Source organism: Allokutzneria albata (assembly GCF_900103775.1).
GTDB lineage: Bacteria > Actinomycetota > Actinomycetes > Mycobacteriales > Pseudonocardiaceae > Allokutzneria > Allokutzneria albata.
Map to the genome: position 1 here is coordinate 6,594,563 of NZ_LT629701.1, position 12,322 is coordinate 6,606,884.

The window sequence follows — 12,322 nt, forward strand, 5'->3', positions numbered from 1 at the left end:
CGACGTGGGTGACGCGGGAACGCCGCCGGTCTCGACCGCTCACCGGGTCCGCAGCGTGCTGGCCATCCGGCCGTTCCGCAGGCTGTGGGCCGTCAACGCGCTGAGCAGCGTGGGCGACTGGCTGTCGCTGCTGGCGCTCTCGGCCCTGGCGACCAACCTGACCAGCGGTTACCAGGCGCAGAGCTTCGCGCTCGGCGGTGTCGTGGTCACCAAGCTGCTGCCCGCGCTGCTGTTCGCCCCGCTCGCGGGCGCCCTGGCGGACAAGGTCGACCGGCGCGCGCTCATGGCGGTCTGCGACGTGCTGCGCTGCGTGCTGCTGGTGAGCGTGCCGTTGGTGGGCTCGTTGTGGTGGCTGTTCGTCGCGACCTTCCTGATCGAGCTGGTCACGCTGTTCTGGGCGCCCGCCAAGGACGCGGCCGTGCCGAACCTGCTGCGCAGGCCGGACCAGGTGGAGACGGCCAACCAGCTGAACATGGTCATGACCTACGGCGTCTCCGTGGTGACGGCCTCCGGCCTGTTCACCGCGCTGACCGTGATCGGCCCGACGCTGGCCCTCCAGCTCAGCCCCACCGGCACCATGGCGGTCGCGCTGCTGCTCAACGCGGCGCTCTACCTGGGCAACGCGATCACCGTCGCGACCCGCATCCCGGAGATCTCCAGCCGCGCCCACGATGCCGGGAAACTGGCGGGGGAGAGCCTGTTCGCGCTGGTCCGGGACGGTTTGACGTTCGTGGGGCGGACTCCGCTGGTGCGCGGTCTGGTGATCGGCATCGGCGGTGCCTTCGCCGCGGGCGGCGCGGTGATCGCCTGCGCCAAGCTCTACGCGCTGAGCCTGTCCGGCGGTGACGGCAGCTACGGCCTGCTGTTCGTCTCCGTGTTCTCCGGCCTCGGCGTCGGCATGGTGTTCGCGCCGAAGCTGGCCGCGCGGATGCCGCACAACCGGCTCTTCGGAGCCGCGATCATCGCCGCCGGGTTCGCGATGGTCCCGGCGGCGCTCGCCCCCCACCTGTGGGTGGCGCTGGTGACCGTGGCCCTGGTCGGCACCTCGGCCGGGGTCGCCTTCCTGACCGGGATGACGATCATCGGCGCGCAGGTGGAGGACACCGTGCGGGGCCGGACCGTGGCGTTCATGCAGTCGCTGGTCCGGCTCGTGCTGATGGGTGCGATGGCGGTGGTGCCGCTGCTGGTCGCGGTGGTGCCGCCGATGACCTTCGAGGCATTGGGCCGGGTGGTGCGGGTCGACCCGACCAGGCCGGTGTTGCTCACCGCGGGCCTCGTCGCCGCGGTCGCCGGGTGGATCGCCTACCGGCAGATGGACGACCGGCGTTCCGGAGTTGTTCGCGGCCTGCTGTCCGCGCTGGTCAGGACGCCACGGACGGGCAGCGGCCTGTTGTTGTCGGTGGAGGGGGATACCGTCGCCGAGACGGCCGCGCAGGCACGACTGCTGGTGGACTGGCTTCGCGAGGGTGGACGCGAGGTGCTGCTGGCGGGTGACCCGGAGCTGGAGGGCGAACGCCTGCGCGACCTGGCCGAACACGGTGGCCTGACCGGTCGCCGGGCACACGCCCTGCTCGCCGCCGCGGTTCGCGCGGACGTGGTGGAGCGGCAGGTGGTGCCCGCGCTCGAGGCCGGTTCGGTCGTGGTCCTGGTGTGCGAGCCGACCTCAGGGTCGCCGGACGGGCTCGCGGACTGGGCGACCGGGCGGTTGCGCCCGGAGGTCACCGTGCTGCTCGACCGCGCCCCGAGCGGGCCGGCCGGGCGGATCGAGCACACCTGGCGGCACGTGCTGACCGAGCTCGCGGCGGCGGACCCGGAGCGCTACGTGGTCGTCGACGCGGACGGAGACGGGGAGGAGGTGGCACTACGGGTGCGGGAGGCGGTGCTTCCCGCGCTGTCGGCGCGGCGCGTTACGGTGCCACCGACCGATGGCTCCCTGGCGAGTTCCGAAGCGGGGTAATACGTGAGCACCGGAGTGTGGGCCGAGGTGGTCGGCCAGCCGGAGGCGGTGGCCGTGCTCGGCGCGGCGGCGCGCGCGGCCGACGAGCTGGTGTCCGGACGGGCCGTCACTCCCGGTGCGATGACCCACGCGTGGCTGTTCACCGGCCCACCCGGCTCGGGGCGGACCACGGCGGCCAAGGCGTTCGCGGCGGCGCTGCAGTGCTCGTCCGCGGGCTGGGGCGACGTCCCCGGCTGCGGGGAGTGCCAGGCGTGCCGCACGGTGCTCGCCGGTACCCACCCGGACGTGCGCGTGGTGGCGCCGGAGGGGCTGTCCATCGCGGTGGCGGAGATGCGCGCCCTGGTGCAGATCGCCGCGCGCAGGCCGACTGCGGGCCGCTGGCAGGTCGTGATCATCTCCGATGCCGACCGGCTCACCGAGGGCGCGTCGAACGCGCTGCTCAAGGCGATCGAGGAGCCACCGGAGCGCACGGTGTTCCTGTTGTGCGCGCCGTCGGACCACCCCGAGGACATCTCGGTGACGATCCGCTCGCGGTGCCGGGCGCTGAGCCTGCGCACGCCGCCCGCCTGGGCGATCGCGCAGGTCCTCCACGAGCGGCACGGCATCCCGGAGGAGATGGCCTCGTGGGCGGCCTCGGTCAGCGCCGGGCACATCGGCCGCGCGCAGCGGCTGGCCACGGACCCCGAGGCGCGGTCGCGGCGCGAGGCGGTGCTGAGCATCCCGCTGGGCCTGCGCAGGCTCGGCGACGTGTTCACCAAGGCGGACGACCTGGTGAAGTCCGCGGAGGCCGAGGCGAGCGCGGTCAGCGAGACACGGGACGAGGCCGAGAAGGAGGCCCTGAAGACCGCGATGGGCTCCGGCGGCACCGGTCGCGGTGTCGCCGCGGCGGAGCGCGGGGCCAAGGCGGCGCTGCGCGACCTGGAGAAGCGGCAGAAGTCGCGGGCGACGCGGACCCAGCGGGACGCGCTGGACCTGGCACTGATCGACCTCGCCGGGTTCTACCGCGACGTGCTGACCGCCTCGATGCGCGCCGAGGTCACGCTGAACCACCCCGACCGGGCCGCCGACGTGCGGACGGCCGCGGCGGAGTGGAGCGCCGACTCGGCGCTGCGCAGGCTGGAGGCGGTGCTCCAGTGCCGGGAAGCGTTGGGGCAGAACGTGAAACCGCGGATCGCGATCGAGGCGATGCTGACGTCGCTGCACCGCGGCTGACCCGGCTGTGGGCTCAGCGGCCGAGCCAGCCGCCGTCCACGACCAGGGTGTGCCCGTTGACGTAGTCCGATGCCGAGGACGCCAGGAACACCGCTGCGCCGACCACATCGCCCGGCTCGCCCCAGCGGCCCGCCGGGATGCGGGAGCGGATCGCGGGTTCGCGCTCCGGGTCCGTCAGCAGCGGTGCGGTGTTGTTCGTCCGGATGTAGCCGGGGGCGATGGCGTTGACCTGGACGCCGCGCTCGGCCCACTCGTTGGCCAGCGCCTTGGTCAGGCCGGCCAGCGCGTGCTTGCTCGCGGTGTAGCCGGAGACCAGGATGCCGCCCTGGAAGCTCAGCAGCGACGCGATGTTGATGATCTTCCCTCGGCCTCGCGCCAGCATCGGCCTGCCGACCGCCTGGGCCAGCGCGAACGCCGAGTCCAGGTTCACCGACAGCACGCGTCGCCACTGGTCGAGGCCCAGGTCGGCGGCGGGCTCGCGGTGGATCATCCCGGCGTTGTTCACCAGCACGTCGATCTGCCGCTCGGCGAGCAGCGAGGTGATGGCCGGGCGGACCGCGTCCGGGTCGCTCAGGTCCAGCACCACCCGCGTGGTGTCCGCTCCGGTGGCCCTGACCTCGGCCTCCACCTCGTCCAGGTCGTCGGTCCGGCCGAGCAGGACCACGTCCGCCCCCGCGGCGCCGAGACCGATGGCCACCGCCCTGCCGATGCCGGTGCGGGCCCCGGTCACCAGCGCGGTGCGGCCGCGGAGCGAGAACAGCTCAGCAACGTCCATTGTGGACTCCCACCGGTGCCGCGACCTGGTCCACTGTGGAGCCGGAAGCGGGGGATTTCACCAGTGTGAAAGGAAAGCTGATCCGGCCCTGCCGTACCGCCATGCGCTGCCTCCGGTTCCGCCTCGGTTCCGCCCGGTGGCCTATTCCGCGCACCCGGCGGTCGGTGCCACGATGTCCTTCGCAGCACATGGAACTACGTTCCGCCCGGCGGAACAAGGCTTGCGAAGCCGTCTCGCGACACCCCTCACGCCTGAAGAGCCGCCGCCGCGACGAAAGGGCAGGAATGACAGCGCTTTCCAGGAGGCTGGTCCTCGGCGGAGCCGCCGCGGCGGCGGCCATCGGCGGCTTGCCGCTGGCCGGTGGGACCGCCCAGGCCGGACCGAGGGCCCTGCGCGAAGGGCTCGACTACGCCGTGCGCAAGCTGCGCGCGGTGGCCCCGGGGATCAGCCGGTTCCCGGAAGAGACGAAGTTCGAGAAGTGGATCTACACCGACAGCGGCGGCTGGGTGGGCGGTTTCTGGCCCGGCCTGCTCTGGCTGGCGCACCTGGAGACCAAGGACCCGCTGTTCCGGCGGCTCGCCGAGGAGTCGGCCGAGCGGCTGGCCCCGCGCCGCACCGACCTCGGAACGCACGACCTGGGTTTCCTGTTCTACCCGTCGTGGGTGACGGCTTACCGGGTCACCGGTGAGCGCGAGTGGCGCGACGGTGCGATCCAGGCATCGGACTCGCTGATCCGGCGCTACAACACCAAGGGCCGGTTCATCCGCGCGTGGGGGAACATCAACGACCCCGGCAACGCGGGCCGCGTCATCATCGACACGATGATGAACCTGGACCTGCTGTTCTTCGCCAGCAAGGAAACCGGGGACGCCAAGTACTCGACCATCGCCGTCGAGCACGCCAGGACGACCGCGAAGTACTTCCTCCGCCCGGACGGCTCGACGCCGCACGTCTACGACTTCGACCCGGCGACGGGAACCCCGATCGGCCCGAACACCGTGCAGGGCTACAGCCCGACCTCCTGCTGGTCGCGCGGCCAGGCGTGGGGGATGTACGGGTTCACCACGGTCTACCGGCGGACGGGGCAGCGCGAGTTCCTCGACGTGGCGACGAAGCTGGCCGACCACGTGCTGCCGTACCTGCGCATTGATCCGGTGCCCATCTGGGACTACCGCTCACCGTACGCGCCCCACGACATCCGGGACTCGTCGGCGGGCGCGATCACCGCGTGCGCGCTGCTGGACCTCGCCAAGATCACCGGGAACAACCGCTACCGCGAGACGGCGGTGTCGGTGCTCAACGCGATCACCGACACCTGCCTCACGACGAAGTCCTCGCGGGCCGAGGCGATCGTCGGGCGCGGCACCCGCCATCGCGGTGCCGAAGGCGGCATCGAGGTCTCGCTGCCCTACGGCGACTACTACTACGTGGAGGCGTTGCTGAGGCTGTTCCGCCCCGCGGAGCTGGCCGCGGCGATCGGCCTCTAGACCCGACGGCGGTCTGGCAGGGCCGCCACCATGATCACGCCGACCAGCAGAAGGAACGTTCCCGTCCAGAACAGGGGCACCGTCTGGTAGGCCGCGTTGGTGTACGCCAGCGCGGGACCGGGCGGTGAGCCCTGGGGCTCGGGCGGGAGCGCGCCGTGCGTGCTGGTCGGCGTGATCGCCTTGCACACCACGCCGCCCGGCGGCGCGGACGCGCGGGCGACCTGTTCACCGAAGGCGACCTGGGCGAGCGCGGCCGGAAGCCCGGGCAACGGCAGCGCGTCGGTCGGCAGCAGCTGCAGGTCCATCAGCCGGGCGACCGCGCCGACGGAGCTGCCCTCGCGCTTCTCCTTGAGCTGTCCCACCTGCAGGCGCAGCACGCCGATGTCGAGCTTGCGCAGGTTCGCCGGCAGCGCGCCACCGTCGCCGAGCAGCCCGCCGACGATCGGCAGCTTCGGCAGATCACCCAAACCTGGCAAGGGAATCCCGACCGGGATGTCCAGCTTGGGATTGGCCGCGTCGAGCGTGCCGAGCGTCTTGCCGCCCTGCGACACCCGCAGCACCGGCGCGGTGTAGCTGACCTTGGAGGACTTGGCATCGCCGGTGGATAACGCCGTCAACGTCGGCTTGCTGACCACGTCGACGCGGATCTCCTGCGGGGTGCCCGCGAGCAGTTGGATGCTCGCGAGCTGCACCGTCGAGACGGCGTTGACTGCCTTGCCGGTCTGTCCCGGAACGTCCACGAGCCGCACCGTGGAGTGCGCGCTCATCGTCTCCGGCAGCCGCACCAGCGAGCCGTTGGCCGAGAGCAACCCGCCGAGCTGGCTCAACGGAGCGCTCAGCTGCTTGGCCGCGTCGATCAGGTCCGCCTTGCCCGCCGCGATCGAGCTGAGGTCGGAAACCCTTGGCAGCGAAGGGATCGTGTTGATCGCCGACAGGCTCGCCACCGACGTCTTCGCGTCCGCGATCGGCTCCACACAGGGGCCGAGCCGGTCGTCCCAGCGCGCGTGCACCGAACCCTCGACCAGGCCGATGTTGAGCACCGGGTTCGCCGGCGGCGTCAGGCCACCCACTGTCGGCTTCGCGTTGTCCGGACTCGCCGTCTGCGCCAGCGCCCCCGGTGTCCTCGGCGCCCGTCCGCCCAGCGCGAACCCGAATGGCGAGGACTCCGCGATGGCCCGGTCGTGCGCGTAGACCGCGTGTGAGTTGCCCTGCGCGATGGCCAGCCCCACCCCGAACTCGCCCGCCGCCTGCTTGGGCAGCTTCTTCTCCTGCTCGTCGGTCAGCCCGGGCGCGCTGGTCTGCACCGAGCCCGGGAGCACCCGCACCAGGCCGAGACCGGCGCCCGCGTCCCCGATGATCGGCCCCGGCTGCGGCGTCGGGTTCGGGTTGGTGAACGGCGGCTGGTCGGGGTCGACCGGGGTGGGCACGGGCGTCGTCGGCGGTGCGGCGAGTGCTGGTGCGGCGCAGAGGGCGGCGAGGAGCGCTGTGGCGGGCAGGGCGATGGATAAACGGCGGGCACGCATCGGCGGGCGTCCTCCTCGCAGGGCTGGTGTGACGCAGGGCACCACGCAGTGCTCAACGACGGAGGTATCGGAAGGGTGACGCTCCGTGCCGTTGATCCTGATCGCCGCAGGTAGATCCGCTAGTGGGATACCTGTTCGAAGGTGGGCCGCCCGCCCGCTACACTGATCTCGCCTCGCCGCCTTAGCTCAGTCGGCCAGAGCGACGCACTCGTAATGCGTAGGTCAAGGGTTCGATTCCCTTAGGCGGCTCAGCGAGGACCAGGGCGCTTCCCATCGGGAGGTGCCCTGGTTCGTTTCAGGTGAGGTATCGCCTGATGGCGCCGTACTGCGCTTCGTATCGCTGCACCTCGATCAGGCTCGTGCAGGGTCCTGACCGAAGTGGTCCCGAATCCACTGCGTCATGATCGGACCATGACCGAGCCGAAGTCGCTTGCCGAGGTCCGTGCGCGCATCGACGCGCTGGACTCCGAACTGATCCGTCTGCTGGCTGACCGCCAAGCCCTTGTGCGCGCTGCCGCGGCGTTCAAGACCGATGAGCAAGCGGTTCGTGCGCCTGGCCGGGTCGAGCAGGTGGTTGCGCTGGCGCGTGAGCGCGCTGACAAGGAAGGGCTGGAGCCCGCCGTGGCGGAGGCGGTGTGGCGGGCGATGATCGCGGCCTTCATCGAGTGGGAGATGGATCAATCAGGAGTTCTTCGAGAGCGCGAGCGATAGGCCAAGCGCCCTCGGAGGTATTGGAGATCACGGTGTAGGTGAGGCCGGACGCGGGGTCGTGGACGCTGCGGAACGAGACACCGGCGTCGTAGCCCTCCAACCGCACGATGGCCCGCGACACGTGCATCCAGAACCCGAGACCGCAGCGCAGGTACGAATTGGAGCTTCGCGGGCGCACCATCTCGTCGACGAGCGGACGCGGAACGATGCGGCCCTCAAAGAGCGCGGTCCAGAAAGCGCGGAAGTCGGCGACGGTGGAGTAGATACCGCCGTCGCCGTTGCCCCGCACGGGCAGGTGGTGGACGTTCGTTCGCGATCCATCGAGCGACAGGTAGCCCAGAGCTGTGCGCCCAGGAAGCTCGTCGGAGCGCAAAAACTCGGTGTCGCCCATGTTCGCTGGTTCGCAGACGCGGGATCGCACCAGGTCGTGGAAGGGGATGCCGCTCGTGCGCTCGGCGATGAGCGCGAGCACCACGTAGCCGCCGTTGCAGTAGGACAGCTGCGTGTCCGGAGGGAACTTGGTGGGGAAGCCGTCGAGCACGGCGAGGAACTGCTCCGTGGTCGCGAGCGCGTGCACGGGTACCGGCAGCGCGTAGTCGTTGATGTCGCCGCCGGCGTCCTCGTCGAAGTAATCGCCGATGCCCGAGCGGTGAGCCAGAAGGTGCTCGACCGTCACGCCGGAATCGATGAGCGGGAGATCGTCGCCGAGAACCGAACGCGCCGTGGTGGTGAGGTCGAGTACGCCATCGGAGACGAGGCTCATCACGGCCAGCGCCGTCAAACCCTTGGTGCCACTGGCAATTGCGAAGCGCGTGTCGAGTTCGTTCGGGATGCCGAAACCGCGATGCGCGAGCCCGTACGCCGTGGCGAACTCGACCGAATCGCCACGGCTCACGGAGATGACGCCGGAGAATCCCTTCTCCACAGCCAAAGCGTCGATCACGTCGAAGGACATCAGACCGGCTCCAAACGCTCGTGGGGCTGAGCGGGGAGTTCCACCCGGATCTCGTCGCCGGGCCGGACTTCACCGCCGGTCACCACCACACCCATGATCCCCGCCTTGCGCACGACGTCGCCGTGCTCGTCACGATCCAGCACCGCGGGCAGAACGCCCTTCTGGAACCGGTCGATCTGAACGCAAGGGTTGCGGAGACCGGTCACGCGCACCACTGCGTTTGCCCCGAGGTGCAACAGGGTGCCGGTCGGTAGGCCGAGCAGGTCGACACCGCTGGTCGTGATGTTCTCGCCGAGGTCGCCAGGGCCGACCGTGTACCCGGCGCCGGCCAGTTCGGCGTGCAGCTCGCTGTGCATGAGGTGCACCTGCCGGAGGTTCGGCTGGTCGGGGTCGCGAGCCATGCGCGAGCGGTGCTTGACCGTCTCGCCCATGTGCACGTCACCTTCGACCCCGAGCCCCGCGATGAGCGTGATCGACTCGTGGTTCGGCTTGCTGAACGAGTACGTGGCGTTGCGGCTCACGGCGGTGACGCGCATCAAGTGGTTCCTCCGGCGGGTGTCGGTGGTCGGGGTTAGCTTTCCCAGCATGGGTGAACGGCTCTCGTTGGTCGAACAAAATCGCGCTCTGCTGGCCCGCCAAGGGCTCTTGGAGCGGTGGCGGGCGCCGTTGCCCGAGGTGGTCGAGGCCATCGGCGCGCTTCAGGCGCAGCAGTGGGGCGCGCTGCCGGTGGCCCTGTGGTCGCGGATGCACGACTTCGAGACCGAAAGCCTCTACAGCGCGTTCGAGCGGCAGGAGCTGGTGGCCGGGCAGTTCCTGCGCGGAACGCTGCACGCCGTGACCGCGCGCGAGCAGCCGGCCTACTCGATGGTCGTGCAAGACGGTGGGCTCAACGCCTGGCAGCGCACGAAAGCCGAATCCTCGCCGAGGGCAGAAGAACTCCGCGAGGCGTTGCGGAAGTTCACCGACGGTGTCACGCGCACGGTCGAAGAGACCTGTGTGTTCATTGAGGACTGGGTGCGCGCGAACCCGGGTGCCATCGCGGACGAAGAGGCGCAGTTCCAACGGGAACGGAAGTGGCGGCCGTTCCGCGCGACGAGTGATTTCATGCGCTGGCCCGCGAAGGGGGAGTGGGGCAGCCGCACACCGGAAGCGTTCCGCGCCGCGCCTTGCCCGCCGGGCCGAGGACCTGGGAGCGCCGAAGCGCTTGAGACCGTTGTGCGTTGCCACATAAGGGCTTTCGGTCCGGTGACCGCGGAGGACACCGCGTACTGGATGGGCTGGAAGGTGCCGCCGGTGCGGAAAGTGCTTGAGGCGCAAGGGGATCTGCTGCGGTTCACCGATGAGGCCGGGCGGACGCTCTACGACTTGCCAGACGCGCCGAGGCCGGACGCGGAAACCGGTGCCCCGGCGCGGTTTCTCGCCCCGTTCGACAGCGTTCTGCTTGCGTACGAAGCAAAGCGGCGGCAACGCGTGCTGCCTGACGAGCACCGGGCGGCCGTCTACATGAAGGCGAACCTGCGGGTGCTGCCGACGTTCCTGGTGGACGGCCTCGTGGCCGGGCTCTGGGGGAGCGAGGCCAAGCGGGGCGAGGCCGTGCTGACGCTCCGGCCGTTCGGCAAGATCACCAAAGCCGCGCGGCGAGAGCTGGAGGAGGAGGGAGAGCGGCTCGTGCGCGTCCTGCATCCTCGCGCCAAGAGCCGGCACATCGCCGTTTCATGACCGGTAAAGCATCCATATGGCTGATAGCCGCCAAAAGTGTGACGGCGAACACTCCCCGGCATGCGTTCAGACCTCGCGGAGCCGCTCTCCGTCATGTCGCGCCGGAGACGGTCCCGGCACGGCCCCCTCGCCCACGCACTGGAAACCATGCTGGGGCGCGATGAGCGCATCCGCGCCGTGACCGCGGGGCTGTCGCCGGGGATCGGCGACGTGCTCCTCGCGGCCACGACGAAACGGCTGGTCGCGGTGGCCCGCGGTGGCTGGGCGATCTCCGTGTTCTACCCGCAGATCGCCAGCGTCGTGACCGGCGGCTGGCTCGGCCTCACGGTCACCATCCACACCGCGGGCACCGTGTTGTCCTTCCGCGCGCCCGGTCACTCCGGACGCGAGTTCGCCGACGCCGTCCGGATCGGGACGCCGATCGTGTCAGGCGGCCTTGCGGCGGTCTAGCTCCTCCTGCGCCGCCCGCGCCACGGCCGCGAGCTGTTCGTCGGTGAGGTCCGCCCGCCGCTGCTGGAGGGTGTCGGCCGCCGCGCTCGCCAAACGTTTGTTGATGTCCGGATCCTTGATCTCCGAGGGCTGGTTCGGCTGGCCCGCCGCCTTCCACGCCGCGATGTTGGCGTACGTCAGCCACACCCAGGCCGCGTGTTTGATGTTCGGGTCGTCCGGGTTGTCCAGCACCTGGTTCCACACCGCGGCCGGTAGCTGGGGCAGGGCGTCCGCCGACCGCCAGGCCGCGACGTTGGCGTAGGTGAGCCAGACCCAGGCGGCCTGCTTGTTCTCCGGCTGGTCCGGTTGGGCCAGGATGTGGCTCCACACCGCCGTGGCGATCTCCTCTGGGCTTGGCATGCCACCCTCCATCCATTCCCCGACGGAGCCCCGGAAGCCGCCCATGTCGCCGGGCCAGCCGGCGGGGTCGATCTTGCGGCCGGGGGCCCACTCCTTGTGTGCCAACGCGCGTTCCGGGCCCAGGCCGACGTGGCTGAGCAGTGCGGCGACGCCGCGCGGGTACGACTCGTGCTGCGCCGAGGTCCAGTCGCCCCGCCCGGTCGACTCCGCCTCGACGCCGATCAGATGGTTGTTCCCGTTGTCCCTGCCGCACCAGGACACGTAGCCGGCGCCCGCGTGGTACGCCAGCCCCGCCGCGACGATGAACCAGGTGCCGTCCCGCCCGAGGCCGAGGTTGCACAGGGGCCCGGCCAGGCCGGGACGGCCGTTCACGACAACGTTCTGCGACGGGAAGTTTCCGCTGGCCGGACCGGCGGTGTGGTGCAGGAGCACACCCCGGACGCCGGAGAAGTTGCCGTGCCCCCGGTTCTGCCAGCCGCCGATCTCCACCACGTTCAGGCCGGCTTCGCGCAGGACGCCCGGCATCCAGGTCAGCGAGTAGGCCACGGGTATCACCTCCAGAAACCTGGTCGGTGCGGTCCGCTCGTGATCCAGTCTGGTGGTGAAGAAGAAACGGGGTATACCTCCGGTTGGCTGACGTTCGCCCGAACTTGCCTGGAGTGCCCGATCAGTCCTTCGCGTGCGGTTTCAAGGTCCAGATGATGTCCAGGCGGCCGGTCTCCACCCCTTCGGCGTTGCTGATCGTCACGTGCACCGGCACGTCCGGGCGGACGCCCGCGGCCAGCTCGGCGACGGCCTCGGCGGCCGGTCGGCCGAGCACGGCGGTCGCGGTGAGCCGCCCCCGCGCGAGCTTCGCGTAGGTGATCTCGCCCTTGGTCGGCAGCGGGGTGGCGATGGCCAGCTGCTCGATGAAGGCGGCCGCGACCAGGGCTCCCGACGCGGTCTCGGCGGCGCCGAACATCATGGCCGCGTGCGGGCCGCCGACGTGGTTGCGGTTGTCCTCCAGGTCCGGCAGTTCGACGACCACCTTCTCCGGTCCCGCCTCGAGGAACTGGATGCCGGCGTTGCGCACCCACGGGACCATCTGTCGCATCATCTCGCCAACCTGGCTGGTGTCCACGCTCATGCCACGGA

The 12,322-nt window shown here is 70.7% G+C and carries 12 protein-coding genes and 1 tRNA gene; 7 read left to right on the forward strand and 6 right to left on the reverse strand.

Going from position 1 to position 12,322, the window contains the following annotated elements; all coding sequences use genetic code 11:
* Positions 1–4: 4 nt before the first annotated feature.
* Together BLT28_RS30075 and BLT28_RS30080 are read left to right on the forward strand one after the other, a co-directional pair.
* A complete protein-coding gene (locus BLT28_RS30075; protein WP_063766527.1) occupies positions 5–1,957 on the forward strand; it encodes a bifunctional MFS transporter/dTMP kinase in 1,953 nt (650 codons plus the stop codon).
* Between the two features lie 3 nt (positions 1,958–1,960).
* Positions 1,961–3,169 carry a DNA polymerase III subunit delta' gene (locus BLT28_RS30080; RefSeq protein ID WP_030428214.1) on the forward strand — a complete coding sequence of 403 codons (1,209 nt, stop codon included), beginning with the start codon at positions 1,961–1,963 and terminating at the stop codon, positions 3,167–3,169.
* A 13-nt stretch (positions 3,170–3,182) separates the two neighbouring features.
* Here BLT28_RS30080 and BLT28_RS30085 read toward each other — a convergent pair whose 3' ends face one another.
* A complete protein-coding gene (locus tag BLT28_RS30085) occupies positions 3,183–3,944 on the reverse strand; it encodes an SDR family oxidoreductase (RefSeq protein ID WP_030428215.1) in 762 nt (253 codons plus the stop codon).
* A 284-nt stretch (positions 3,945–4,228) separates the two neighbouring features.
* Between BLT28_RS30085 and BLT28_RS30090 the strand changes: the two genes are divergently transcribed.
* Positions 4,229–5,431 carry a glycoside hydrolase family protein gene (locus BLT28_RS30090; protein ID WP_030428216.1) on the forward strand — a complete coding sequence of 401 codons (1,203 nt, stop codon included), beginning with the start codon at positions 4,229–4,231 and terminating at the stop codon, positions 5,429–5,431.
* On the opposite strand, the gene BLT28_RS30095 is transcribed toward BLT28_RS30090, so the two are convergent.
* Positions 5,428–6,954 carry a hypothetical protein gene (locus BLT28_RS30095; protein WP_030428217.1) on the reverse strand — a complete coding sequence of 509 codons (1,527 nt, stop codon included), beginning with the start codon at positions 6,952–6,954 and terminating at the stop codon, positions 5,428–5,430. The genes BLT28_RS30090 and BLT28_RS30095 overlap by 4 nt on opposite strands.
* A 175-nt stretch (positions 6,955–7,129) precedes the next feature.
* Here BLT28_RS30095 and BLT28_RS30100 point away from each other — a divergent pair.
* Positions 7,130–7,203, forward strand: a tRNA-Thr gene (locus tag BLT28_RS30100).
* 162 nt (positions 7,204–7,365) lie between these two features.
* Positions 7,366–7,665: a chorismate mutase gene (locus tag BLT28_RS30105; RefSeq protein WP_030428218.1), complete on the forward strand. Its 300-nt coding sequence runs from the start codon at positions 7,366–7,368 to the stop codon at positions 7,663–7,665.
* Here the strand turns inward: BLT28_RS30105 and BLT28_RS30110 are convergent.
* Positions 7,613–8,620, reverse strand: a complete 1,008-nt coding sequence (locus BLT28_RS30110; protein WP_030428219.1) for a serine hydrolase domain-containing protein — start codon at positions 8,618–8,620, stop codon at positions 7,613–7,615. The genes BLT28_RS30105 and BLT28_RS30110 overlap by 53 nt on opposite strands.
* Positions 8,620–9,156, reverse strand: a complete 537-nt coding sequence (locus tag BLT28_RS42220) for an MOSC domain-containing protein (RefSeq protein ID WP_030428220.1) — start codon at positions 9,154–9,156, stop codon at positions 8,620–8,622. Before BLT28_RS42220 ends, BLT28_RS30110 begins: the two co-directional genes overlap by 1 nt.
* A 49-nt stretch (positions 9,157–9,205) precedes the next feature.
* Here BLT28_RS42220 and BLT28_RS30120 point away from each other — a divergent pair, with 49 nt between their 5' ends.
* Together BLT28_RS30120 and BLT28_RS30125 are read left to right on the forward strand one after the other, a co-directional pair.
* On the forward strand, positions 9,206–10,339 hold the full coding sequence (locus BLT28_RS30120) for a winged helix DNA-binding domain-containing protein (protein WP_162184808.1): 1,134 nt from the start codon (positions 9,206–9,208) through the stop codon (positions 10,337–10,339).
* A 60-nt stretch (positions 10,340–10,399) separates the two neighbouring features.
* A complete protein-coding gene (locus tag BLT28_RS30125; protein ID WP_156050650.1) occupies positions 10,400–10,789 on the forward strand; it encodes a hypothetical protein in 390 nt (129 codons plus the stop codon).
* Here BLT28_RS30125 and BLT28_RS30130 read toward each other — a convergent pair.
* Complete coding sequence (locus BLT28_RS30130) at positions 10,766–11,734, reverse strand: peptidoglycan recognition protein family protein (RefSeq protein WP_052407019.1); 969 nt, start codon at positions 11,732–11,734, stop codon at positions 10,766–10,768. The two genes, BLT28_RS30125 and BLT28_RS30130, sit on opposite strands and share 24 nt — an antisense overlap.
* Positions 11,735–11,855: 121 nt before the next feature.
* Positions 11,856–12,314, reverse strand: coding sequence for a DUF4442 domain-containing protein (locus BLT28_RS30135; RefSeq protein WP_030428224.1), 459 nt, complete (start codon positions 12,312–12,314; stop codon positions 11,856–11,858).
* Positions 12,315–12,322: the final 8 nt, after the last annotated feature.

Bases quoted from the DNA above. Each gene is read 5' to 3' on its own strand.
- BLT28_RS42220 (WP_030428220.1), bottom strand. From the start codon at position 9,156: ATGCGCGTCACCGCCGTGAGCCGCAACGCCACGTACTCGTTCAGCAAG.
- BLT28_RS30125 (WP_156050650.1), top strand. From the start codon at position 10,400: ATGCGTTCAGACCTCGCGGAGCCGCTCTCCGTCATGTCGCGCCGGAGA.
- BLT28_RS30085 (WP_030428215.1), bottom strand. From the start codon at position 3,944: ATGGACGTTGCTGAGCTGTTCTCGCTCCGCGGCCGCACCGCGCTGGTG.
- BLT28_RS30105 (WP_030428218.1), top strand. From the start codon at position 7,366: ATGACCGAGCCGAAGTCGCTTGCCGAGGTCCGTGCGCGCATCGACGCG.
- BLT28_RS30135 (WP_030428224.1), bottom strand. From the start codon at position 12,314: ATGAGCGTGGACACCAGCCAGGTTGGCGAGATGATGCGACAGATGGTC.
- BLT28_RS30120 (WP_162184808.1), top strand. From the start codon at position 9,206: ATGGGTGAACGGCTCTCGTTGGTCGAACAAAATCGCGCTCTGCTGGCC.
- BLT28_RS30095 (WP_030428217.1), bottom strand. From the start codon at position 6,954: ATGCGTGCCCGCCGTTTATCCATCGCCCTGCCCGCCACAGCGCTCCTC.
- BLT28_RS30090 (WP_030428216.1), top strand. From the start codon at position 4,229: ATGACAGCGCTTTCCAGGAGGCTGGTCCTCGGCGGAGCCGCCGCGGCG.
- BLT28_RS30110 (WP_030428219.1), bottom strand. From the start codon at position 8,620: ATGTCCTTCGACGTGATCGACGCTTTGGCTGTGGAGAAGGGATTCTCC.